This window comes from Pedobacter sp. AK017 (genome assembly GCF_014200825.1).
Lineage (GTDB): Bacteria > Bacteroidota > Bacteroidia > Sphingobacteriales > Sphingobacteriaceae > Pedobacter > Pedobacter heparinus.
Genome location: NZ_JACHCW010000003.1, coordinates 50,504 through 74,573, shown reverse-complemented (window position 1 = coordinate 74,573; position 24,070 = coordinate 50,504). Strand labels below are relative to the sequence as shown.

Sequence of the window (24,070 nt, the reverse complement as noted above, 5' to 3'; positions counted from 1 at the left end):
AGTTTACCCCCATCACAATGAGAATATTATGCTTACTGATTTTTCTGTTGTGCCGGTTAAATCCTAGCCGGGCACAGGAAGAAGAAAAGATCAGGGACCTGATAGAAAACCAGGCTGAAAATGTAACGGATGAAGATGACCTTTCTGAATTGACAGAACGGCTGGCCTTTTTTCGTAAGCACCCTATTAACCTTAACCAGACTACTGCTGAAGTATTAAAGAGCCTGATCTTTCTTTCTCCGCTCCAGATAGGCAACTTCTTTAATTACCTTGCCAATGGCAACAGGCTGCTGGATGTACTCGAATTGCAGGCCATACCGGGTTTTGATACGATAACTATCAGTAAACTGCTCCCCTTTGTAACGATTAGTGCACCGAAAATTTATGAACATATAAAACTCAGACAGCTGCATACAGCAGCTGAGCACGACCTTATGTTAAGGTACAGCACTTTGTTGCAACAGCAAAAGGGTTTTAAAGATTTACCAGGCAGCCGCTATCTGGGTACACCTGAAAAGATCCTGTTGCGCTACAGGTACATTTTTCCCGGATTTGCATCTGCAGCACTGATCATGGAAAAAGATGCGGGTGAGCCCTTCTTTAATAAAAAAACAGGAATGGATCACCTTTCGGCACATTTGGCGCTCTATAATCTGGGCAGGATCAGGAAACTGGTTGTGGGTGATTATAGTTTGCAGTTCGGACAGGGATTAACTTTATGGTCGGGCTTTGCTTTTGGCAAAGGACCAGACATAACCAGTGTGGCAACTAAAGATGCAGGTCTGAAACCCTATACCTCTTCCAATGAAGCTTCTTTTTTCCGTGGAGTGGCCAGCACCATCGATTTGGGGAAAAACATTAATTTCAGTCCTTTTATATCTTACAGAGAACTGGATGCCAGCTTAAAAGCCATGCCGGATAGCAGTTATACCCTTTCAAACATAGGTATTAGCGGCCTGCACCGCACAGCTACAGAACTCAAGAACCAAAAACGCCTGTCACAATTGGTTTATGGGGCTGCCCTGCAATATATAACAGATAACCTGAACATCGGGCTTGTTAGCTATCAATCGGCATATCAGCACCTGTTTGTAACGGGTAGCCAGCTTTACAATAAATACAGTTTTACGGGCAAATCTTTAAGCAATGCAGGATTACACTACAACTATACCTATAACAGCATCTATTTTTACGGCGAACTCGGCAAGAGCCTTAAATCGGGCTGGGCAATACTCAATGCTGCAATGGCCACTTTATCGCCCAAAACATCAGCAGTATTGCTTTACCGCAATTACGATAAAGATTACCACAATTTTTTCAGCAGGGCTGTTGGAGAAGCTACGGAAACCAATAATGAACAAGGCTTATATATGGGATTGAACTATATGCCGGTAAAAAATTTAATTTGTTCGGTATATGGCGACTATTTTAAATTCCCATGGTTAAAATACAGGGTAGATGCTGCTTCATCAGGTTATGAATTGTTAGCCCAGCTGGTTTATACAAAGGGCAAAATACTCAAGGCTACCTTAAGATTTAAAAGGGAACAAAAGCAGCAAAACCCAGATGCAGACAACAGTTATAAGCAGCTGGTTAATGTATTGAAACAAAGTTACAGATTGGAATGGAACTGGAAAATAAACCAGAAGATAAACTTTCATCAAAGGACAGAAATAACTCAATATCAAAAAGATATAAACAAAATAGAAACTGGATATCTCATCTATAAAGATGTAGATTATTCCCCAATGTCTTCACCCATAAGCGCCAACCTTCGCCTTGCCTATTTCAACACCCCATCCTATAACAGCAGGATCTATGCTTATGAAGATGATGTGCTTTATGGTGCTGGCTCCGGTGTCTATTCAGGAAAAGGTATTCGCAGTTACCTTAACATAAAATACCATTTAATGAAAAAAATGGACATATGGGGCAGATATGCCCTATCCCTTTACAGGCAAACAACCACTATAGGTTCCGGATTGGATGAAATCGAGGGTAACTGTAAAACTGAAGTTAAATTTCAGGTCAGGTACCAGTTCTGATGGCATCATTTATGCCCATCCATAAAGCTGAAATTGCTTTTGTAAGAATACTGCTCCCGTTTTCAATGGGCATCCTCGCTGTTTATCAGTTAACCGTACCTGGTCTTCTGAAGGGCCTTATGCTGACGCTTGGCCTGCTTTTCATTTGCCTCTTAATCCTAAATTTAGGCTACAGGCAACTGAACATTTATCATCGGAAGACAATTATCGGGATCCTGATCTATAGCATGATCTTCCTTTCAGGATGCTTACACTCTACTTTATATAAACAATTATTATATACTGATTATTACTCATTTAAAAAATATAAATACCTAAAAATAAGAATTATCGATGAGCCTGAAATAAAACCAAATATAATTTTGTTTACTGCTTTAACGACAAAAGGCTATGGTTTTGACAGCTTATACGGGCGGACAAACAAATGCCTTCCCCAATCCACTTCCGGAAAAATACGTGTAATCCTGAAACCCCAGCCCAGGGCCACCCTTATCTTAAAATATGGGGACGAGCTGATCATACCTGCCCGGATAGCTGAAATAGAACCGCCCGGCAACCCTTCAACGTTCGACTTTAAATCCTGGCTTGCGGCAAAAAACATTTATCACCAGACTTTCTTAATGCAGAGAGAACTTGTTAAATTAAGCAGCAATACCGGTAATCAATTTATAGCACATGCTTTACAATTAAGGGAAAAACAGGTAGCCCTATACCGGAAAATCATAAAAGATGACAATGCCTTTGCAGTGGCAGCAACGCTGATACTTGGTTACAAATCGGATTTAAATACAGAAACACTGGATATATACGCTAAAACGGGTACCATCCATGCCCTTTCTGTCTCGGGTATGCATGTTGGTCTAATTTACCTGGTATTAAACTGGATGCTTTCGTTTCTCGATACAAAACGAAGCTTCAAAGTATTCAAGACTGTATTGATCCTTGGTCTGATCTGGGGCTATTCCCTGCTTACCGGCTTCTCTCCTTCCGTGCTCCGCTCTGCCATTATGATCTCCGTATTCATCATCGCTAAATTATTTGCCAAAACAACCAATAGCTATAACATCATTGCTTTTGCGGCTTTTTGTTTACTGCTTTATAACCCATTTCTTATCTGGGATATAGGCTTTCAGCTTTCCTTCCTCGCTGTTTTCGGATTGATCTACCTGCAACCTAAAATTTATGGCTGGCTCTCAGTTAAAAACCCAATACTGGACAAGATCTGGCATACCACAGCCATGTCTTTAGCTGCGCAACTGGCTACCTACCCGTTAAGCATCTATTACTTTCACCAGTTTCCCCTCTATTTTTTAGTCAGCAACCTGTTTATTACGCTCCCTATTGCCCTTATTATGTATCTTGGTATCTTCATTCTAATGTTCAGGCTAACGGGCCTGGGAGCTTTATTTGAATGGCTCATCAATTTTACCAACAGGGGTCTGGATAAAATTGCCGGCCTGCCATTTTCAGGTATTTCGGCAATATGGATCAGCAAAACTGAGCTCATGCTGCTTTACCTTACATTGATATGTTTTACAATGGCGATGCAGGGCTTCAAAAAAAAGTGGTTGTTTACCTCGTTAATGTTATTTTTAGTTTTTCAAAGCCTGCTGACTTACGACAAGACCAGGGCATTGCAGCAAAAAACAACAATCAGGTTTAAATTGAAAAGAAACTATGCCCTGGCAATGGTAAAGGGCAACACGGCTATAATATATACCGACCTGCAACCCGACAGCAAAACTTTTAAATATCAGGTTAAACCCGCTTTGGACCAGCATAAAGTATATAAAGTTATTTTTTTAAAAAAATGATGTTAAAATACAACTACAAATGAATGCCGGACTTCCTTGTATTGATAATTGAGCTGAAAATGGTACAAAGCACAAATTTGTTTTGAGATGGCCAGGCCCAGGCCCATCCCTTCTGATGCCGCATTTTTATAGAAACGTTCAAAGGCCTTATCGGCAATCAGGCCTTCGCCGTACCCTGTATTGGACATGCACAGCTCCTGTGCTGTCAGAGATATATTGATCTCTCCGCCGCGATAATTGTGGCGAATGGCATTACCCAGCAAATTGTTAATTAACATATCTGCAAGGTGCCGGTTCATTACCAGCTCTCTATGATCCAATTGTGTAGTCAGGGTTAGCTCATGCGAATGTATCAGTTCTTTAAACTGCCTGATCTTTTGTTCCAGTAATTCTTTAACATCAATGTTCTCCTGATCACCGATCAGGTTATTTTCAATCTTTGCCAATAACAACAAGGATTGGTTGAGCCGCGACAACCTGCTTACACCAAGATAAACATCTTCAATTAATTGCCCCTGCCGGTCGGTAAAAGCACCGGTCTGGATTAAAGTATCCAATTTGGAATTGATTACGGCCAGGGGCGTCATCATCTCATGCGATGCATTATCCGTAAAAGTTTTAAGTTCTTTATAATCCCGCTTAACCCTTATCGCCATGGCAATTACGGCCTGGTTAAGTTCAGTGAACTCGTCTATCCTGGTCTGATCAGCGATAATGTCATTCTTATCGGCCAGGTTAAACGCTTTCATTTGCTCCAGTACCCCATAAAAAGGCTTCCACAGCTTATTCAACAAAAACCTGTTGATCAGCATCAGGGTAAGCAACAGCAAGGCCGTTACACCAAGGGTAATGATAAAGATTATCCTGACTAGGTCTTCTGCCTCTACCCTCGATTTGGTAATTGTGATTTCATAAAGCTTCCCGTTTACCTTATGGAAAGTATTTAATCCCCTTCCTGGTTCAGACTGATTCTCCGAAGCATTGTAAAAATCGGTATTAAAAAACTCCCGCTCTACGGTACTACCAGAATCAACAACCTTATAAACTACCTTCTGGTCTTTAAAACTTCCTGGCAAAGGCAGCTTTTTAAAAGTATTTGCATAGGAAATGATCTCATCTTCTTCAATAGTCAAATCTTTATCCAGTTGATCTGTTAAAATAAAATGGATTACGGTATAATAGACCAGTCCTGTAAAAATGAGTACAATGAAAGACGCCACTAAAGTAACCCTGTTGTATTTTACGGCTAACTTCATTGGTTTTCAAACTTATATCCGACACCGTACATCGACCTGATGTAATCCGGACAGCCAGCCTCAACCAGCTTTTTCCTCAGGTTTTTGATATGGGTATAAATAAAATCAAAATGATCGGCCAGATCAATTTCATCCCCCCATAAATGTTCGGCAATTGCATTTTTAGAAATCACCTTTCCCTGGTTGGCAATAAAGTAAACCAGCAGGTCGTATTCCTTTTTTGTAAGGGTCAAAATTCCCGGTAGTCTGGCCAATTCCGGTTTTATAGAAACGCTCATTGCCAGCGTGTCAATGCTGATCTCGTTAAAAACAATGGTATTGCTGCCATTATAACTTTTACGCCTTACAATTGCCGCTACCCTGGCCTTAAGTTCAGAAAGGTGAAAGGGTTTGATCAGGTAATCATCTGCACCAAGGTTTAACCCATCAATCTTATCATCCAAAGCCTGACGTGCCGAAATAATAAGCACCCCTTCTTTTTTGTTCATTTTTTTTAAACTGCGCAGAATTTCCATCCCATCTCCCCCAGGCAAACTCAGGTCGAGCAAAATGCAGTCGTAATTATAGATGCTGATTTTCTCCAAGGCTGAATTAAAATCTACCGCAGCCTCACAAATATTCCCTTCCCCGGTAAAATATGAAATAATACTTTCTCTAAGCGATGCTTCATCTTCTATAAGCAGTATCTTCATGCGGGTTATTTTTTAATAATGGATAAAGTACAAATAAAGATTTAAAATTTGAAGATAATTTGTAGTTCGTTTGCTAACTTACAGCTACGCTTTTATGAAAACAATCTGATTAAAATTTAAGTACATGTGGTGGATCTATGCTTTATTGTCAGCTTTTTTTGCGGCCCTTACGGCTGTTCTTGCTAAAGTAGGGATCAAAGGTATTGATTCCAACCTGGCAACGGCAATCAGAACGGTTGTCATTTTACTTTTAGCCTGGGCAATTGTATTTTTCAGGAATGACCAGCAGGGCATTTCCGGATTAACACGACAAAACTGGACCTTTCTGATCCTTTCGGGCCTTGCCACGGGTCTATCCTGGGTATTTTATTTTAAGGCACTTCAATTGGGCAAGGTTTCGCAGGTTGCCCCGGTTGATAAGGCCAGTGTGGCCATTGCCATTTTGTTATCTGTTATATTTTTAGGTGAACCCCTGACCCTCAAAACCGCAGTTGCCGTATTGATGATTATAGGTGGCTCCATTATCCTTATCTTTCAATAATTTACCTGGATTTAATGGTACAGCTTCCTGATCATACTCGGTAACACTACCAGCAATAGCGGAAGACCAACAATAAAACCTCCCGTAACCGCTATAGCAAGCGGCTGATGCAGCTGGGCACCGGCGCCAATGCCCAGGGTTAAAGGGAACAGTGCAATTATAGCCCCCAGAGCAGTCATCAACTTGGGTCTTAGACGTGTTGAAATGGCATAAGTAATGGAATCATCAACATTCATGATGGTCAAAGATTCTTTAAATTGTAAAAAAGTAAACACTGCATTTTCTGCAATGATCCCAACAATCATGATCAGCCCCGTATAACTTCCAACGTTTAAAGGGGTGTGCGTGATAAACAAGGCAAGATAGCTACCCGATATACCTAGTACTGCGATAAATAAAATCAGAAATGCAATTTTAAAATCTTTAAATAAAAACAGGATCACACTAAATACCAGTAAACTGGAAGCTATAAGTATGGTCATCAATTCTCTGAACGATTGCTGCTGTTCGGCATAAGCCCCACCATATTCGATGTGATAACCGGCAGGCAAGGTGATGTTTGCAGCCACTTCTCTTTGGATGTCCTTCATTACACTCCCCAGATCCCTATTGTCCAAACGGGCAGTAATCACACCGATGGATTGCAAATTTTCCCTTGATACTTCGGCACTACCTCCGCTTAGTGTTACCCTGGCCAGTCCCTGAATGGGAACAGTTTTTCCATTCGGCATAAATATTTTCAGTCCCTCTATATTGGAGATACCAAATTGCCTGCTTCCCGGATAGATCATCCGGATGGGGGACAGTTGCTGCTGATCATACAAATTTCCAATTATATTACCTTCCAAAGCGGTTTGCACCTGGAACTGAAAGCTGGCCGGACTAACGCCATATTGCGCCAGCGCAGAAAAATCGGGTTGTATATTTACTGTAGGACCAGATAAGACAATACCGTCAAACACATCGGCGACACCTGCTATCCCGGTAATCATGACAGCTACCTTTTTCGACAAAGCCTGTAACTTTTTCTGATCGTTACCAAATATTTTCAGTTCAACAGGCTGGGTAGAACTCATCAGGTCGCCCAGCATATCCCCAATCACCTGTCCAAAATCTATCACCAATGCCGGCTGGGTACTTTCGATCATACGCCTGATTTCTGCAATCACTTCATCCGTACTTTTGGTCCTGTTTGCTTTCAGCTGGATCAGGTAATCACCCGTGTTGGGTTCGGTAATAAAAAAACCCATCTGTGTACCTGTCCTTCTCGAATAAGCGGCAACTTCTGGTATCTTCACCAATTCTTTTTCTACCCCTTTAAGCATCCTGTCGGTCTCGGCCAAAGATGTACCTGGCGGAGAATTATAGTCCAGCACGATACTCCCTTCATCCATTTCGGGTAAAAAACCCGTTTCCAGTCGCGGATAACTATAAACAATAGCAGCAACAAGTAACAGTACGCCAATCATGCTGATATATGGCCGGTGTATAAAATAGCTGATCCATTTCTGGGTCTTAACAGGATGCATTTCCCTTTTTTTACCCACCGTATTTAACCCCGCATCCCGTGTAAGCAGCAGATAGACTACCGGTAAACCAATCCAGGTTACAAAAAACGAACAGATCAGCGTAATGATCATGGTATTGGTCATCACCTGAAAATAAGAACCAGCCACACCGGTCATTAATACAAAAGGTATAAATATGACTATTGTACTTACAGATGAGCCCAGCATTGCCGGAAAAAGATAATCGATGGCCTTTTTCAGGAGTGTTACTGTGGGTTCTTCAGGATGCTCTTCATGCGTCCGGTGAATTTGCTCTACAACCACAATCGCATCGTCAATGATCAGACCAATAGCGGCTGCTATGGCACCCAGCGTCATGATATTTAAAGAGTAGCCTACCAGGTATAAAACAATAAGTGTCAGACACAAGGTTACAGGTATGGTAATCAGTATGGTGGCACTGGCCTTTAAAGATCTTAAAAAGATAATGGCAACTACAATTGCAAGCCCCAAACCTATCAGCAGGCTATCCCTTACGCTTTTTACCGATTCATTTACAAAATCGGCCTGCACATAATAGGGCTTTATGTTTACCCCTGCCGGGAGGATTTTTTTAAGGGTATTTATCTTCAGCTCCATCTGATCAGACAGGTCCACCAGGTTCGCATTGGGCTGTTTAATTACCGCAACCAGGATCCCTTCCCTGCCATTTGCATTCACCCTGGTATAAGTTACGCCTTCCTGTATTTTAACCTGAGCAACATCTTTAACCCTTATCATGCGGTTCCCCATTTTACCAATGGTCAGGTCTTCCAGTTGTGCCCTGGTTTTAACTGTAGCATCAGTAATGGACAGATACAAAAAGTTGTGATCCGAAAGATATCCATTTGATTTTATAAAATTTGTCTGTGCTAAAATGGAGCTTACCATTTCAGGTGATATGGATAAGGCTGCCATTTTTTGTTCGTCCAGTTCCAGCCAGTATTCTTTTGTTTTACCGCCGATGATCCTGATCTCGGAAACACCATCTACCTGCGACAAAAAAGGCTTAACCGTATACGTAGCCAATTGTTTAAGCTCTATAGCCGATTTGGTGTTGCTTTCCAGGCTATATCCACTTACCGGCAATATAGATGGGTTCATCTTTTCGACAGATATATTAATTCCCGGCGGAAGCGTAGCACTGATCTTGGCAATTTGTGATTCTATCCTTTGCTGGCTCAGATCGATGTTCGCATTGCTGTTCATGTAGGCCGATATTTCACAGCTGCCCCGGCTGGTATTACTTCTGACCAGCTTTAAATCGGGCACCTGCTTCACCGCATTTTCAAGTGGCCTGGTAACTGTTACTACCATTTTATCAACCGGCTGCAGTTCAGCCTCAGCAATGATCTTTACTTTTGGAAAAGTAATTTCCGGGAAAAGTGATGTTTTTAGCTGAAAAAAAACATAACAGCCACCTGTTAGTACCAAAATCAGTATAACCAGCAGGGGATTCTTGTGAGAGATAAAGAAGTTCTTCATAACTTTTTAACCACTTTAACCTTTGCCGTATCCGGGATACCATAATTCCCTGTAATAATGATCCTGTCGCCGGCATTAAAAACAGGACTTAAGATCTCCACCTGCTTATCGTTTTCGATCCCCCTTTTTACCGGTACTTTCACTGCTGTTGAATCGTTGATCATCTTCATCACCCAAAACTCGTCCTCTGTTTCATTGGCCAGCACTGCCGATTTAGGCAGTACCATGGCATTCGGCCTGGCCAGTTTAATTACCTTTACCTGTGCTATCAAACCCTCTGGCAAAGACTTCAGCGGATTTACCCCAATAATTATCCGTTCTGTCTGCGAGGCCGAATCTACTGATGGTAACGTCCCCCGAACTGTTCCATTTAACTTCTCCCCATCCGGAAGCGTCAGTTCCAGGTTTTTGTTAAGTGCAACCAGCTGATGTAATTCGTAGGGCATATCCAGCAAAAAAACAAGACTCCGTTGGTTACTGATGGTAGCCAGGGCCTCACCTTCCTGCACATAATCTCCCTTCTGATGGTTCACCATGGCGACAAAACCAGGCTGATCGGCCCTGATATTCGATATTCCGGAGAACTTAAAAGCAGGATCAAGCTGGTTAACAGCATTCCCTATCGCCCTGGCCTCTTTGGTAATGAGGCTAAACAGCAGCTGACGTGGTGCAACCTGCTGGCCTTGCAGTATAGCTACCGACTGAACATAACCTGTTATATTTGCCTTTACATAACTCTTTTGCAGATAGGCAGATACGGCGTTTAACGTTACAAAATCTGTTAAAGTACCTGCAGATATATGTCCTACTTCAACGGGCGCGCCCGGCACTACAGCTATTTCTGAGCTGGTATCCTGCTGACTGCAGGCAAAGTTAAACAAGAGCAGGACCATGCCGGGCATAAATAAATAACTAGCTTTCATAGTTTTGATCATCTGTTCCAGTAATTGAGCTGGTTGATAAGTTTTAAACGATTGATATCTGTTTGTCTGAACTGATTTTGTGCGGCCATATAATTGTTGATGGCAATCACCAGATCTGCAATTTTTACATCGCCGGTACGCAATAATTTCAGGTCAACTTCTACCAGGCTCCTGGCAAATTTGATCTGGTCTTTTATTTGTACATATAAGCCTTCTGTTGCTGTAATCTGCTGGTAAAGCATATCTATCTGCTGCCGATGCTGGTTTATAAAGAAATCCCGGTATGCAGTGGTCGTTTGCGCCTGTAAATTCAGCTTGTCCAGCTGCATTTTCTTTTGCCGTCCGTCGTAAATAGGTACCGATAAGGTGAAACCGGCACTTGTGCCAAAGTTCTTATAAGGCTGCAGCAGAAAAGAAGAATTGTACCCTCCATTTATATAAACACTTGCTTTTGGCAGGTAATTGAGTACTACAGCTTTACGCTCATTGCTATTTTTAGCACTATCGATAGCAAAACCCTGCATAAAAAAAGGATGGTTTGTTAATGTATTTCCTTCAAATCTGAATACAGGTTCTTTTAACATGACCGTACTGGTATCTTTAATCCCGGTTAAATAATTCAGTACCGCGTAATCGTTTTTGAACTGCAGTTCGGCCTGCTTTAGCTGCAATTGCTGCTGCTTTAGTGTAACCAGGAAGGTCAGGTAATCCGTTTGGCGATAGGCATTTGACCGGGTAAGCTGTTTTAACAGCACTTCTTCTCTGTCCAGCAAATTACAAACGTCGAGGTTAAACATTACCTGTTGCTGACTGGCATAGGCATTAATATACTGTTCTGCTATAGTTTTACCCAAATCCAGTTCCGACCGGTTAGCAGCATACTTTATGGAATCCATTTGCAGCAGCAACTGCTGCTGTCCATTTGTTTTAAGCCCCTTATTGATCAGGTTATAATTTGCCGTAAGCAAGGCATCAAATGTATGAGCATTGGTTAAAGCTTCATCATGACCATAACCGTTGATCACCGGAGCATATAAACCGGTTGAACTTGCCGTTACCTGGGGAAGATACCCGGCCCTTAACCGGAGACTGTCGATCTTAGTCATCAGCAACTGGTTTTTAAAGTCCCGGCTAACCGGATTTAGTGTTAGGGCCTGCTGAATAAAAAAATTAAGGTCCCTGACTAGCTTACCAGGGCTTTGTGCCGCTGCTGTTAAAGAAAAAAAACAGATCAACAGCAGAATAAGGTGCCGCATTTTTTTAAAATGTTCCATTCAATGAGAGTCCAATACTATGTTGCTGATAGGAAGGTAAAACATTATACTGCAAAGTACTTTTACCGAGCACCAGTCTTTTTAACTTGGGATAAACTAAATAAGCTATTTTGGCAGACAGAATACCAACACCAGCCCCCGCTACTACGTCACTAAACCAATGTTTATTGTTATACATCCTGAGTGTTCCGGTAGCCGTTGCCACCGCATAACCAGCCACACCATACCAGGGCGATACATCTTTATATTCCTGCTTTAAAAACTCGGCCGCTGCAAAAGCATTGGCAGTATGGCCCGAGGGGAAAGAATTAAAACCAGAGCCATCTGGGCGTTCTCTATGTGTGGCACGCTTTAAGATAGAAACAGAACCGCCCATAATGGCGGAAGACAATACGTATATACCTGTAGCATCCAGCAAGCTGTGTTTTCCTTTTATGCCAGCCAGATTTAACCCGTAAACAGCCACTGCCGGGGCAAACTGCATATAATCGTCTGCATGCGCAGCAAATAAGGGATGGTCTTCCTGTAACTCATTTCTGGTACTGTAATCCAGCCTCCGGATCAGGTTATCTCCGGCAAGTGTAATTACACCATAGACAATAAATGCTGCCGGAATTATAAAAGGAGTAAAACCTGGCTTATAGGGTTCCATGCCCGTATACTTATAGCTGTTTGGCATTGCTGTCAACAATAAAGTATCCTGTAGCTGCGCCATACAAAAAACAGGTAACATCAAACATAAAATGACGATAAATAGTCTCCTGTATACTGCACAATAATAAGAAGGGTACATGATCGTAAATTTTACACCAAATTAAAACCCAATTGTGTAGAAAATCTGTAGCGTAAAACTGGCATCTTCTTAACCTTATCTTATATTTGGCTTAATAAATAAGACTTATATGACTGAACCCCTGGTTTTTTATACGGTAAGCCAGCGTATAGCTACCATATCTATTAACCGACCCGAAAAACGCAATGCATTAAATTCCGAGCTGGTAGCCCAACTGACCGCTGCATTTGTAAGGGCATCGGAAGATCCTGCAGTTAAGGTGGTCATTTTAAAAGCCAATGGCACTGCCTTTAGCGCGGGGGCCGATCTGGCCTACCTTCAGCAGCTTCAGCAAAACAGCTACGAGGAAAACCTGGCCGATTCTGAAAATTTAAAACGCCTGTTTACCACCATTTATTACCTGCCCAAAGTAGTGATTGCCCAGGTTGAAGGTCATGCCATTGCGGGCGGATGCGGTTTGGCAACGGTATGCGATATTGTATTTGCCGTGCCTGAAGCCAGCTTTGGTTATACCGAAGTAAAACTTGGTTTTGTACCAGCAATTGTAGCCTGTTTTTTATTGCGTAAAACCAGCGAAACCATTGCCAAAAAATTGTTGCTTACCGGAATTCTGTTTACTGCTGAAGAGGCTTTAAGCTATGGACTCATCACTTTTGTAACAAAGAAAGAAGAGATCAGTCTTAATGTAAACAATTTTGCATTAAGTTTGTGCAATGAAGCTTCTGCTAATTCGTTAATGGTAACTAAACAGCTGATCGGGCAGACCACAAATCCGGAACTCGATAATTGTCTGGCCGCGGCCGTACAGCTCAATGCCAGCGTTAGGGAAACTGAAGATTTTAAAAAAGGTGTTGCTGCCTTTATCAGCAAAGAAAAAATTAACTGGTAAAAATATTATTAAGGATATGTTTAAATCAATCAAAACAGGAGTTTTAGCCATCATTTTAATTGGTACAGCTATTATGGCCAAAGCGCAAAAAGTTATAGACTCCGGCACACTTACCTACGGTATAGAATATGTGCTGACAGATGACCAGAAAAAACAGGTAGACCCATCTGTATTACCTTCTGAAAGTAAAGTTGATTTTAATGGAAATTTATCGAAGGTACAGATAGATATGGGTATGGCCATGCTGAAAATCATCACCGACGCTTCAGTTAAAAATTCAGTGGTACTGGTTGATGTACCAATGATGCAAAAGCAATATGCTGCAAAATTATCTAAAGAAGAATTAGAACAACAGCGGGGTGCCTTAAAGTACAGTGATTTTAAAGCTACCGGTGAAAAACAGAACATTGCGGGCTTCAATGCCGAAAAATTCACCTACAAAGATAACAATGGTACAAACTATGAATTGTGGGCCACTACAGAACTTAAATTACCGGCAGGTGGGAGCCCATTTGGTTTTGAAGAACTGAAAAGTACCCCCATCAAATTCCCTGATATAAAAGACGGAGTTAAAACCATACTTACTTTAAAGGCTGTAAAGGAAGGCAAGGTAGGGCCTTTTTCTATCAACATTCCGAAAGGGTATGAAGAAAAGACCATGGCCGAGCTCAAAGCAATGCGGGGTGGTAATTAAACCCTGAATCGAATGCTGAAAAGTTTGCTCTTCTTTCTGCGCTTCTTTTTGTTCTGGCTGTTGTTCTTCTTTATAGACCGCCTGATATTTATATTCATTTACCATAGGCAACTGGCATCGGTTCCATTATCAGAAAGGCTGGCTACTTTTTACCATGCCATTCCCTTAGATTTATCTATGACTGCTTATCTGGCTGTCATTCCACTTTTAAGTTATATTTACTGGCTGTTAAACGGCCGTAAAATTGTAGAGTTGAAATGGATAGCTGTTTACAACACCGTCCTCACTGTCATATTCAGCATTCTTGCGGTAGTTAATTTCAACATTTACCGAGAATGGGGCAGCAAGGTAAACGCAAAGGCACTTGGTTTTGCCTTTTCATCACCCCAGGAAGCCATGGCCTCCAGTGCTTCCTCACCCATTGGCCTTTCCATCTCATTACTCATCCTGTTAATTGCACTGGGTCTGTTTCTGCAACGCTATGTAGTATCCAGGAAACTCAGTTTTACTCAAACATCAATCTCGCTCAGGGCAATCGCCTGCCTTTTCTTAATTGCCTGTAATTTCTTGTTGATCAGAGGTGGTTTGGGTAAATCCCCTATTACGCAGAGTATGGCTTATTTTTCGAAAGACCAGGTGCTTAACCATGGGGCAGTAAATACAGAGTGGAACTTATTGTCGAGCCTGCTGGCTTCCAGAATGACGAAGACCAACCCATATATATATATGGACAAGCAACTGGCCGAACAAAATACTAAAGCACTATATACTACCGCAAAAGATACCACCATTAGCCTACTCAACACCAAACGCCCCAATGTGGTGCTCATAATTATTGAAAGCTTTACAGCCGATCTGACCAAGACCCTTGGCGATGAAGACGGGATAACTCCGCATTTTGATACATTAATGCACAAGGGTGTGCTTTTCAGCCAGATCTACTCTCCAGGTAGCCGTACCGATAAAGGTCTGATGGCAGCACTGGCAGGCTTCCCTACACTTGCCGCAGGCAGTATTGTAAAATGGCCTGAAAAGATGCAGAAGATTCCCGCTATCTCGCAGCTACTCTTTAAAAATGGTTACCATACCTCTTTCTTTTATGGTGGGGAGTCGGAATTCGACAATTACAAAGCCTTTATCCTGAGCCACGATTACCAAAAGCTGGTAGACAAGAACAGCTTCAAAGGCAATGAAATGAAATCGCCCTGGGGCAAGTACGATGAGCTGGTATTTGCAAGGCAGCTTGCCGATTTAAACCGTGAGCAGCAGCCCTTCTTTTCTACCCTGCTTACCCTTACCAACCATGAGCCATATACTTTACCGGGTACACCTAAATTTGGCAATATGGATAATGTAGCAAAGTTTAAAAGCACAGCTTATTATACCGATTCCTGCATCAATGCCTATTTGACAACGGCCAAAAAGCAGACCTGGTACAAAAACACCCTTTTTATATTTGTGGCCGACCATGGGCATGTATTGCCAAAAAACAGGCAGGACATTGCTGTACCGCAGCGTTATCACATTCCACTCCTGTTTTACGGAGAGGTAATCAAAAATGAATTTAAAGGTAAAAGGTTTGACCGGATAGGCAGCCAGACAGATATTGCAGCCACCTTATTGGCCCAGCTTAACCTGCCTGCAACTACGTTTACCTGGAGCAAAAACCTGTTAAACCCTTATACCAAACCATTTGCTTTTTTTAGCTGGGACAACGGAATGGGTTTTATTGATAACCAGCAATGTGTTACCTTTGATAATGTAGGCAAAATGATATTGTACAACAGCAATGCGGCCGATAAAGCACAAACAGCAAAAACCCTTGATCATGCAAAAGCATATCTCCAAAATGTATATCGTCAATTTATAGAACTTTAATAAAATGAATTTCAGAAACATCGTGTTTAAACTGGCGCTGGCCCTGTTAATTGGCTTTTGCAGTAAAACCCATGCACAAAATAGACCTGAACTTAAGTGGACTAAAGATGGGAATGCGTATTACCAGTTTACGGATGGGGAGCTGGTATCCATTTCACTGGCCCAGAATGAACGTAAAACCATTATAAGCCGCGATTTGCTTTATGCCTCCGGCCAGCATACCATCGGCAGAATTAAAGATTTTTTCTTTTCTGAAGATGGCAACAAAGTGCTCATTTACACCAATAGCAAAAAAGTTTGGCGGTATGAAACCCGTGGCGATTATTTTGTGGCCGATTTAAAAGCAAATACGATTACACAGGTTGGAAAAGATAAACCCGCATCATCACTCATGTTTGCAAAATTCTCGCCCGATGGCAATAAAGTTGCCTATGTTAGTAAACACAATCTGTATGTAGACGATCTGATGGCCAAAAGTACCAAAGCACTAACTACCGACGGAACAGAACGCCTGATCAATGGTACATTCGATTGGGTATATGAAGAAGAATTCGACTGCCGGGATGGTTTCAGGTGGAGTCCAGACGGACAATCTATCGCCTATTGGCAAATTGATGCCACAAAAATCAAAAACTTTCTGATGATAGACAATACAGATTCTATCTATCCTTTTACCATACCTGTAGAATACCCTAAAGTAGGTGAAAACCCATCTTCCTGTAAGGTTGGTGTAGTAAATATTGCCTCAGCGCAAACCAAATGGCTCAATATTCCCGGTGACGCGATCCAAAACTACATCCCAAGAATGGGTTGGATACCTGGTTCCAACGAAGTCATCTTACAGCAGCTAAACAGGGAGCAAAATGTAAGCAAGCTATTTGTAGCCAATGCAGCTACAGGTGTAGCCCAGAACATCCTTACCGAGACAGATCAGGCCTGGATAGATGCGGCCGATGAAAACTGGGAATGGGTCAATGAAAACAAGGAGTTCATCTGGATGAGCGAAAAAGACGGGTGGCGCCACGCCTACCGCATCAGTAAAGATGGGAAAAGGCAGACCCTGATCACCAAAGGTGATTTCGATGTTATTGAAAAATCATTGGTTGACGAGAAAAACAACTCCCTTTATTATATGGCATCTCCGGGTAATGCCACACAAAAATACCTGTACAAAACAAAATTAAGCGGTGGGTCAAAGCCGGAAATGGTCACCCCTTCTATCCTGCCGGGCACCCATAATTACGACATCTCTCCAAATGGCATTTATGCCCGTCATACCTATACCACTGCCTCAGTGCCCTTAATTACCGAATGGATGAAGCTGACTACCTTAAATCCACTAACCATGGATGGCAGTATCACCAATCAGTTAGGCCGAATAAGACCACCTAAAAATAAGGTAGAATTTTTTAAGGTAACTACCGAAGACGGGATAGAACTGGATGGCTGGATGAAAAAACCTGATAATTTTGATCAGACCAAAAAATATCCTGTTGTATTTTATGTATATGGCGAACCGGCCTCACAAACAGTTAAAGATGAGTTTGGTACAGGCATTAACCGGCTATATGCAGGTGATATGCCAAAAGACGGCTATATCTATATCTCCGTAGAAAACAGGGGTGCACCAGCACCCAAAGGACGTGAATGGCGTAAAAGCATTTACAAAAACATTGGTGTGCTGAACATCCGTGATCAGGCAATGGCTGCTAAAAAGATTTTACAATGGCCATTTGTTGATAAAGACCGCGTGGCGGTTTGGGGCTGGAGCGGTGGTGGTTCATCTACCCTAAACCTGATGTTCCAATATCCTGAAATTTATAAAACAGGCATAGCTATTGCCGCAGTGGCCAACCAGCTCACTTACGATAACATTTATCAGGAACGTTATATGGGTTCTCCTTTAAAAACAAAAGAGGCATACATTAAAGGTTCACCGGTTACTTATGCCAAAAACCTTCAGGGAAACCTGCTGTACATCCATGGTACAGGTGATGACAATGTCCACTATCAGAATGCAGAAATGCTGATCAATGAACTGATCAGAAACAAAAAAGTGTTTCAACTGATGTCGTACCCCAACCGCACACACAGCATTAACGAGGGCGAAAACACCTCAGCGCACCTTGCATTAACCTATACAGAGTTTTTAAGGCGTAACTGTCCTCCCGGAGGGAGATAATCAAATAGGAACCTTATTTTTTTTATTTTTACCCAGTATGATTTTTCTTGAAAACGAACAAATTTGCACTTCAATTGCAAGTAAGGGTGCCGAATTACAAAGCTTAAAAAGCAAAAAAAACAATGTAAATTACCTTTGGAATGGTAATCCTGAATACTGGGGTAAGTTCAGTCCGGTGCTGTTCCCAATTGTAGGAGGATTAAAGAACAATACTTATTACTTTGAGGGTAAGGAATATCAGTTGCCCAGACATGGTTTTGCCAGGGACAAAGATTTCCAGGTAAAGCAGCTAAGTGCTACAGAAGCCTTGCTTACACTTTCTGATGATGAAGAAAGCCTGAAGGTTTATCCTTTCAGATTTGTGCTACAGCTGCGTTATCAACTTTCAGACAGGGCAATTTCCTGTACTTATGAGGTGTTAAACCCCGATAATGAAAAGTCAATGTTGTTTTCCATTGGCGGCCATCCGGCATTTGCAACATCAACGGAAGGCGGTTTAAAGTATACCGACTACTTTTTGCAGTTTAACAAGGATACCGAACTGGTGTACCATAAAGTTAAACAGGACCTGATTGACAGTGAAACTGCGGTTATTGAATTAAAAGAAGGAAAACTGCCATTAAATCATGCGCTTTTTTACGACGATGCGCTGGTACTTAAAACTTTAAAAAGCGACTGCATTACCCTGCACAACCATAAAAACAAAAACGGGATCCATTTCAGGTTCAAAAATTTTCCTTTCTTCGGGATTTGGGCAGCAAAAAATGCCGATTTTGTTTGCCTGGAGCCCTGGTGTGGCCTGGCGGATGGCACAGCTCATAACCAGCACATTGAACATAAAGAAGGCATAGTTACTTTAGGCCCAAACGAAACTTTTGTCCGTAAATGGGAAGTAGAATGTTTTTAATTTGTGCGCAAAGGGAGTTCAACGCTAAATTTAGCACCTGAACCCTTTCCTGCACTTTCGGCAAAGATCCGGCCACCATGGGCTTCAACCAGGGTTTTAACGATAGAAAGTCCAAGACCGGTAGAATGCTCACCGGCTGTAGGTCTCGCACTTAAGCGGGTAAAACGCTGGAACAATTGTTTTTTATCTTCAGCAGTTAAGCCCTGCCCCTCATCTTCAACTTCTATCAGTACATGATTGGGGAATGTTTTTACACGGACATAAATGTTGGTATTGAGTGGTGAATACTTGATGGCATTGTTGACCAGGTTATCTATCACTTCGTTCAGTTTCCCCTCATCACCATTCGCCATTACATCCATCTCCGAACTGAAATGTATGGTCTGGCCTTTTCTTTCTGCCAAAGGCAGGTTCATGGACACTACATTGCTGACCAGAAAGGAAACATTGAGTTTCATCATCAGCAAATGGACCTGATCAGATTCCATACTGCCCGATTGCAACAGTTCATCTATGATGCGGACCATATTTAAACTTGCAACTTTAATCTGATCGCACATGGTATCTACCATCTCCGGATTATTTTTCTTCATTTTGATCAGATCTGCACGAACCGGAATGGTGGTTAAGGGATTTTTAAGATCGTGTGCCGTTGTATTTAATATTTGTTGCTGTCTTGCAGCCGATAGCTTAGAAGTTAACCTGAGCTCAATATTGTGCATCACAATGTCCCTGATGTCCCTTAAAATTTCCGAATCCTCCCTGCTCATTTTTCTGGGTTCTTTACTGATCACACAGAAAGCACCAAGGTTATAGCCGTCCCTGGTTTTAAGTGGGTAGGCCGCATAGAACCTTAATCCAAAAGTCCCCGTTACCAGGCGGTGCCCCATAGTCCTTGGGTCAGCAGCTGCATTTTCGACCAGATAAAGATCCTCCGCCAATACAGCAGAATCACACAAGCCCTCTTCACGGTCTATTTGCCGGGTTTCCAGACCATACTTTGATTTAAACCAAATTCTCTCTTTGTCTACCAGTAATATAATGGCTATGGGTACTTTAAGCAGGTTTGCCGCCAGTCGGGTCAATTTATCAAATGGTACCTCCGGAGGCGTATCCAGCAGATCGTAATTGTACAGTGTTTTAATCCTTTCGTCTTCAACCGAAACCAGATCCTGAGCTGTATGCGTAACCATTATGATTAACTTTAAGAGATTAATTAATAGAGATTTTATAAAGTTAACATAGTTCTAGCGGAAAACAAAGTATAATGACTTTACTTGATTACCGCCGTTCTTTTGCTGGAAGTATAGGCATTAAAAACGCCCAAGGCACCATTATTAAAATTAGAAACCGGATTTGCAGGTGATACAGGTGGCCCGCCATTACCTGCATTTTGTCCCAGACTGTAAAAATACCGGTATACATTCCGGTCTATGCATTGAAATTCGACATGTAGGCTATCGCCCGAAACCAGATCATCCAGTTTATAGAAAATAACATCTGAAACACTGTTACCATTGTTAAAACGATCCTCACTTACCATGTCGTCCTCTACCTTACCCTTTACCTTCAAAATATAACGGTACTGGTTCTGTACCTCTACCGGGTCCTGATAATTTACAGCCACATAAGTATTTATTTTACCAAAAAAATTAAACTGCCTGAAACTCAATGAATCCAGCATTACCTTTCCGGGCATAGTAGATGCGGCACTGTAGATTTTACCATCTATAGTTACATCCAAAGCATACCTGACGCCAGTTACCCCTCTGAATTTGGCACTTTGATATATACCTGGTGCTATTTCATTGTAATTGATGGTGCTGCCATTTGGCCGGGTAAGCACTACCTTTGCACCTGTTACTCCGTTAAACTTATTGGGTTCGGTAAAATTATAGGTTTTAGACACCTTTATAACCTGATTTTCATTTTGGTCGCTTAGCCCCCCATCAATAACCACAACAGGTTCAGCATTATCCAGTTTCAGGTCAATCACCTTTTCACAACTGCTGAACAGCATTGCTGCTAAAATCACCTTTATTTTAAAATTGTTCATTCGGCTAAAATTTAAAGTTCCAGGTTACAGAAGGGATAATACCAAATAAGGTTGTCCGTACAGCCTGTGTTTTGGTTGCATCATCCGGATCATCCTTAAAATCTATAGAAAATGCATTTTGACGGTTATATAAATTATAGATTCCGAAAGACCAGCTGGACTGCAGCTTTCTGCCCGGTTTCCCTTCGAGTGTGGCCGATACATCTAAACGATGGTATGCCGGTGTGCGGTAACTGTTCTTTTCAGTATAATAAAAAACGGTGCGCCCGTTGATCTGGTATTTGCCACTTGGAAAGGTGACGGCATTACCGGTATTATACACAAAGACAGAGGAGAAAGTCCAGCGTGTACTCGCTTTATAAATACCTACAAGCGACAGGTCATGCGTTCTGTCCTGTTTTGCATAAAACCATTTGCCATTGTTAATGGCATCAAATTGTCGCTCCGTACGCGACCAGGTATAACCTATCCATCCGTTAAACCGGCCAAACCTTTTCTTAAAAAACAGCTCCAATCCGTAAGCCCGGCCATCACCGTACAACAAATCGGCTTCTACATTTGCATTGCCACGCAAATCTGTACCACTCCGGTATTCGATCTGGTTTTGCATCCACTTATAATAAACTTCTGCAGAAAACTCGTAATTATCGTCGTTAAAATTACGGAAATAGCCCCCTGCGATCTGATCAGCAATTTCTGGTTTTACATTATTGCTGTTCATGATGTACAGATCTGTAGGAGAAGTAGAAGTTGAATTGGACATCAGGTGCACATTCTGGACATTGCGCGTATAGGCAGCTTTTAAGGAACTTGAATTGCTGAGCTGATAACTGGCCGAAACCCTGGGTTCCAGATTAAAATAGCTTTTCACAAACTCGCCTGCGTGATACGTAGTGGTACCGGTGGTATTACCCTCGGCATCATAAGTTTTGATGTTGCCAGGCCCCATTAAAGAAAAACTGCTTAAACGTAGTCCATAAACCAGGTTCATTTTAGGGCTTACCGTCCATTCGTCCGATATATAGGTAGCAAGTTCCAGGCCTTTGCGGTCTTCATACCTGGTTTCATTTACACTTGAAGTTGCTGTAGCAGTTAGTTTGCCAGGGGCAATGGTATGGTGAATGGCATTTAAACCAAACTTCAGATTATGGCTATTGCTAAGGCTGTATTCAAAATCCTGCTTTAAATTAAAGTCTTTAATAGAAGAATTTACCTCAAAGTTATTTTCTTCCATAAAGTTCTGGATCACATAATTGTAATTGCTGTAAATAAGAGAAGTGTTAGAAAACAACCTGTTGCTGTACAGATGGTTCCACCTTAGGGTAACAGTGGCATTGCCCCAGTTAAAACCAAAGGTATCAGCTATACCCAGTTTATCGCGGCCAAAATACCCTGATAGATATAGGGTGTTCTTTTCATCAAGCTGATAATTGGCCTTTGCATTCAGGTCGTAAAAAAAGAGGATATTGCTGTTTATATTGCTATCTGGCGATAAGGACAGAAGGGCATCCATGTAAGTTCTGCGGGCGCTTACCATAAATGAACCTTTATCTTTTACAATGGGCCCTTCAACTTTTAAACGGGATGAAATGAGACCTATCCCACCTTCGGCAGTATAGGTTTTACGGTTTCCATCGTTCATTTTAATATCCAATACCGAGGCCAGTCGCCCTCCATATTGTGCAGGCATCCCTCCCTTATAAACGCTTACATCTTTTATCGCGTCGGAATTAAAGGTTGAGAAGAAACCCAGTAAATGCGAGGCATTGTAAACAGGTGCTTCATCTAAAAGAATCAGGTTCTGATCGGTAGCCCCGCCCCGCACATAAAAACCACTATTCCCCTCGCCCGCCGATTTGATGCCGGGCAGCAGCTGTATCGTTTTAAGGATATCACGCTCGCCCAGCAATACGGGCACGTTGTTGATTTCGCGGACGTCTATCTTTTGCAGGCCCATTTGCGGACTGCTTACATTTTCGTTTCTTTTTGTAGCCGATATGATTACTTCATTGAGCTGATTGTCTTCTTCCATTGCAAAATTAAGCCTGGTATCTTTCGCAATGCTGATGTTTTGTCTGATGGTTTTATAGCCAATAAAACTGACAGCAATTTCATAATTACCTTCGGCAGTATTCAGCGAATAGAAGCCATAAGCATTGGTTAAAGTACCAGCCTGTGTATTGCCTGCAAGCTTAACACTTGCCCCAATCAATGTTTCGCCTGTTTTGGCATCCGTTACATTTCCATTAACCGTTTTTTTATTTTGTGCAGATACAAACTGGAATTGAGCTATCAAAAAGAGAATCAGTACAATTCTATTGGTATATGGCATAGTTTCCTGGTGAATTGTAAAAATAGAAAAATTCCAGAAACTTGAACAAAATGAATCCCTGTTGCAACATCTTTTTTTATTAAAATCGATCAGACAAGAAACAAAACCCAGCTTATGAAAAATTCAGGCATCAGCAATGTCCTCTCTCCATCAGCCGGCACATTCAATTCCATAAAATATTTAGTTTTTTTGGTTTTCATCATGTTTTTATTCAGATTTGAATTCGTTTAACAGAAATAATTGATATTTTTTTATTTAGATTTTAAAAATCCAATATATGTCTACAGGTCTGGATCAAACTGATATCAGGATATTGCAAATTTTGCAAAAAGATGCTGCACTCAGTAACGAAGCAATTGCTGCCAAGGTGAACAAATCTATTGCAACAATCCACGCAAGGGTAAAGCGGTTAAAAGAAAATGGATACATCAAACGAATTGTTGCGATCCTTGATAACCGCAAAATAGACAGGAGCCAGATTGCCTTTTCACAAGTTTATCTGAAATCTCATACCAAAGAAAGCTTAAAGGAATTTAAGGATGAAGTTGCAAAGTTTGATGAAGTGATGGAGTGCTTTCAAATGACCGGAACTTTCGATTTTATTCTCCGGATTGCTACACGAAATATGGATCATTACAATTTGTTTTACAATGAGAAACTGGCAACTTTATCTAGTATAAGCACCATACAGACTTCATTTGTAATGTCAGAAATCAAAAGCGACACGGCATATTCACTATAATTGTATAAACTTTATAGAAC

At 41.6% G+C, this 24,070-nt stretch carries 18 protein-coding genes; 9 read left to right on the top strand and 9 right to left on the bottom strand.

The window, feature by feature from the left end; all coding sequences use genetic code 11:
- Nucleotides 1–17 precede the first annotated feature (17 nt).
- Together HDC92_RS05260 and HDC92_RS05255 are read left to right on the top strand one after the other, a co-directional pair.
- Nucleotides 18–2,045: a helix-hairpin-helix domain-containing protein gene (locus HDC92_RS05260; protein ID WP_183872815.1), complete on the top strand. Its 2,028-nt coding sequence runs from the start codon at nucleotides 18–20 to the stop codon at nucleotides 2,043–2,045.
- Nucleotides 2,045–3,859, top strand: a complete 1,815-nt coding sequence (locus tag HDC92_RS05255; protein ID WP_317618085.1) for a ComEC/Rec2 family competence protein — start codon at nucleotides 2,045–2,047, stop codon at nucleotides 3,857–3,859. Before HDC92_RS05260 ends, HDC92_RS05255 begins: the two co-directional genes overlap by 1 nt.
- 2 nt (nucleotides 3,860–3,861) lie before the next feature.
- Here HDC92_RS05255 and HDC92_RS05250 read toward each other — a convergent pair whose 3' ends face one another.
- Both HDC92_RS05250 and HDC92_RS05245 read right to left on the bottom strand, forming a co-directional pair.
- The gene (locus tag HDC92_RS05250; protein WP_183872811.1) at nucleotides 3,862–5,115 is read right to left on the bottom strand and encodes a sensor histidine kinase; all 1,254 of its coding nucleotides are present in this window, start codon (nucleotides 5,113–5,115) and stop codon (nucleotides 3,862–3,864) included.
- A complete protein-coding gene (locus HDC92_RS05245; protein WP_183872808.1) occupies nucleotides 5,112–5,807 on the bottom strand; it encodes a response regulator transcription factor in 696 nt (231 codons plus the stop codon). Before HDC92_RS05245 ends, HDC92_RS05250 begins: the two co-directional genes overlap by 4 nt.
- A gap of 124 nt (nucleotides 5,808–5,931) precedes the next feature.
- On the opposite strand from HDC92_RS05245, the gene HDC92_RS05240 reads away from it, so the two are divergent.
- Nucleotides 5,932–6,348 (top strand): EamA family transporter, encoded by a 417-nt coding sequence (locus HDC92_RS05240; RefSeq protein ID WP_183872806.1) that lies wholly within the window; start codon nucleotides 5,932–5,934, stop codon nucleotides 6,346–6,348.
- An 11-nt stretch (nucleotides 6,349–6,359) separates the two neighbouring features.
- Here HDC92_RS05240 and HDC92_RS05235 read toward each other — a convergent pair whose 3' ends face one another.
- From HDC92_RS05235 to HDC92_RS05220, 4 genes are read right to left on the bottom strand one after another with little or no spacing between them, the layout of a single operon-like run.
- Complete coding sequence (locus HDC92_RS05235; RefSeq protein ID WP_183872804.1) at nucleotides 6,360–9,380, bottom strand: efflux RND transporter permease subunit; 3,021 nt, start codon at nucleotides 9,378–9,380, stop codon at nucleotides 6,360–6,362.
- Nucleotides 9,377–10,303, bottom strand: coding sequence for an efflux RND transporter periplasmic adaptor subunit (locus HDC92_RS05230; protein WP_183872802.1), 927 nt, complete (start codon nucleotides 10,301–10,303; stop codon nucleotides 9,377–9,379). Before HDC92_RS05230 ends, HDC92_RS05235 begins: the two co-directional genes overlap by 4 nt.
- Before the next feature lie 8 nt (nucleotides 10,304–10,311).
- A complete protein-coding gene (locus tag HDC92_RS05225) occupies nucleotides 10,312–11,577 on the bottom strand; it encodes a TolC family protein (protein WP_183872800.1) in 1,266 nt (421 codons plus the stop codon).
- Nucleotides 11,564–12,292, bottom strand: coding sequence for a phosphatase PAP2 family protein (locus HDC92_RS05220; protein WP_183872798.1), 729 nt, complete (start codon nucleotides 12,290–12,292; stop codon nucleotides 11,564–11,566). Before HDC92_RS05220 ends, HDC92_RS05225 begins: the two co-directional genes overlap by 14 nt.
- A 187-nt stretch (nucleotides 12,293–12,479) precedes the next feature.
- Here HDC92_RS05220 and HDC92_RS05215 point away from each other — a divergent pair, with 187 nt between their 5' ends.
- The 5 genes from HDC92_RS05215 to HDC92_RS05195 are packed head-to-tail and all read left to right on the top strand — an operon-like array spanning nucleotide 12,480 to nucleotide 18,920.
- Nucleotides 12,480–13,259: an enoyl-CoA hydratase/isomerase family protein gene (locus HDC92_RS05215; protein WP_183872796.1), complete on the top strand. Its 780-nt coding sequence runs from the start codon at nucleotides 12,480–12,482 to the stop codon at nucleotides 13,257–13,259.
- Between the two features lie 16 nt (nucleotides 13,260–13,275).
- Nucleotides 13,276–13,953 carry a hypothetical protein gene (locus tag HDC92_RS05210; protein WP_015808363.1) on the top strand — a complete coding sequence of 226 codons (678 nt, stop codon included), beginning with the start codon at nucleotides 13,276–13,278 and terminating at the stop codon, nucleotides 13,951–13,953.
- 12 nt (nucleotides 13,954–13,965) lie between these two features.
- Nucleotides 13,966–15,831, top strand: a complete 1,866-nt coding sequence (locus HDC92_RS05205; RefSeq protein WP_183872794.1) for an LTA synthase family protein — start codon at nucleotides 13,966–13,968, stop codon at nucleotides 15,829–15,831.
- A gap of 4 nt (nucleotides 15,832–15,835) precedes the next feature.
- Nucleotides 15,836–18,013: a S9 family peptidase gene (locus HDC92_RS05200; protein WP_183872792.1), complete on the top strand. Its 2,178-nt coding sequence runs from the start codon at nucleotides 15,836–15,838 to the stop codon at nucleotides 18,011–18,013.
- A gap of 37 nt (nucleotides 18,014–18,050) precedes the next feature.
- A complete protein-coding gene (locus HDC92_RS05195) occupies nucleotides 18,051–18,920 on the top strand; it encodes an aldose 1-epimerase family protein (protein ID WP_183872790.1) in 870 nt (289 codons plus the stop codon).
- On the opposite strand, the gene HDC92_RS05190 is transcribed toward HDC92_RS05195, so the two are convergent.
- From HDC92_RS05190 to HDC92_RS05180, 3 genes are all read right to left on the bottom strand, one after another.
- On the bottom strand, nucleotides 18,917–20,113 hold the full coding sequence (locus HDC92_RS05190; protein WP_183872788.1) for a GAF domain-containing sensor histidine kinase: 1,197 nt from the start codon (nucleotides 20,111–20,113) through the stop codon (nucleotides 18,917–18,919). The two genes, HDC92_RS05195 and HDC92_RS05190, sit on opposite strands and share 4 nt — an antisense overlap.
- Nucleotides 20,114–20,193: 80 nt before the next feature.
- Nucleotides 20,194–20,976, bottom strand: a complete 783-nt coding sequence (locus HDC92_RS05185) for a DUF4249 domain-containing protein (RefSeq protein ID WP_015808368.1) — start codon at nucleotides 20,974–20,976, stop codon at nucleotides 20,194–20,196.
- Between the two features lie 4 nt (nucleotides 20,977–20,980).
- Nucleotides 20,981–23,308: a TonB-dependent receptor gene (locus tag HDC92_RS05180; protein WP_183872786.1), complete on the bottom strand. Its 2,328-nt coding sequence runs from the start codon at nucleotides 23,306–23,308 to the stop codon at nucleotides 20,981–20,983.
- Nucleotides 23,309–23,585: 277 nt separating this feature from the next.
- Between HDC92_RS05180 and HDC92_RS05175 the strand changes: the two genes are divergently transcribed.
- Entirely contained in the window at nucleotides 23,586–24,050 is a 465-nt protein-coding gene (locus HDC92_RS05175; RefSeq protein ID WP_015808370.1) for an Lrp/AsnC family transcriptional regulator, read from the top strand.
- Nucleotides 24,051–24,070 lie beyond the last annotated feature (20 nt).

Bases quoted from the DNA above. Each gene is read 5' to 3' on its own strand.
- HDC92_RS05260 (WP_183872815.1), top strand. From the start codon at position 18: ATGAGAATATTATGCTTACTGATTTTTCTGTTGTGCCGGTTAAATCCT.
- HDC92_RS05255 (WP_317618085.1), top strand. From the start codon at position 2,045: ATGGCATCATTTATGCCCATCCATAAAGCTGAAATTGCTTTTGTAAGA.
- HDC92_RS05250 (WP_183872811.1), bottom strand. From the start codon at position 5,115: ATGAAGTTAGCCGTAAAATACAACAGGGTTACTTTAGTGGCGTCTTTC.
- HDC92_RS05245 (WP_183872808.1), bottom strand. From the start codon at position 5,807: ATGAAGATACTGCTTATAGAAGATGAAGCATCGCTTAGAGAAAGTATT.
- HDC92_RS05240 (WP_183872806.1), top strand. From the start codon at position 5,932: ATGTGGTGGATCTATGCTTTATTGTCAGCTTTTTTTGCGGCCCTTACG.
- HDC92_RS05235 (WP_183872804.1), bottom strand. From the start codon at position 9,380: ATGAAGAACTTCTTTATCTCTCACAAGAATCCCCTGCTGGTTATACTG.
- HDC92_RS05230 (WP_183872802.1), bottom strand. From the start codon at position 10,303: ATGAAAGCTAGTTATTTATTTATGCCCGGCATGGTCCTGCTCTTGTTT.
- HDC92_RS05225 (WP_183872800.1), bottom strand. From the start codon at position 11,577: ATGGAACATTTTAAAAAAATGCGGCACCTTATTCTGCTGTTGATCTGT.
- HDC92_RS05220 (WP_183872798.1), bottom strand. From the start codon at position 12,292: ATGGCGCAGCTACAGGATACTTTATTGTTGACAGCAATGCCAAACAGC.
- HDC92_RS05215 (WP_183872796.1), top strand. From the start codon at position 12,480: ATGACTGAACCCCTGGTTTTTTATACGGTAAGCCAGCGTATAGCTACC.
- HDC92_RS05210 (WP_015808363.1), top strand. From the start codon at position 13,276: ATGTTTAAATCAATCAAAACAGGAGTTTTAGCCATCATTTTAATTGGT.
- HDC92_RS05205 (WP_183872794.1), top strand. From the start codon at position 13,966: ATGCTGAAAAGTTTGCTCTTCTTTCTGCGCTTCTTTTTGTTCTGGCTG.
- HDC92_RS05200 (WP_183872792.1), top strand. From the start codon at position 15,836: ATGAATTTCAGAAACATCGTGTTTAAACTGGCGCTGGCCCTGTTAATT.
- HDC92_RS05195 (WP_183872790.1), top strand. From the start codon at position 18,051: ATGATTTTTCTTGAAAACGAACAAATTTGCACTTCAATTGCAAGTAAG.
- HDC92_RS05190 (WP_183872788.1), bottom strand. From the start codon at position 20,113: ATGGTTACGCATACAGCTCAGGATCTGGTTTCGGTTGAAGACGAAAGG.
- HDC92_RS05185 (WP_015808368.1), bottom strand. From the start codon at position 20,976: ATGAACAATTTTAAAATAAAGGTGATTTTAGCAGCAATGCTGTTCAGC.
- HDC92_RS05180 (WP_183872786.1), bottom strand. From the start codon at position 23,308: ATGCCATATACCAATAGAATTGTACTGATTCTCTTTTTGATAGCTCAA.
- HDC92_RS05175 (WP_015808370.1), top strand. From the start codon at position 23,586: ATGTCTACAGGTCTGGATCAAACTGATATCAGGATATTGCAAATTTTG.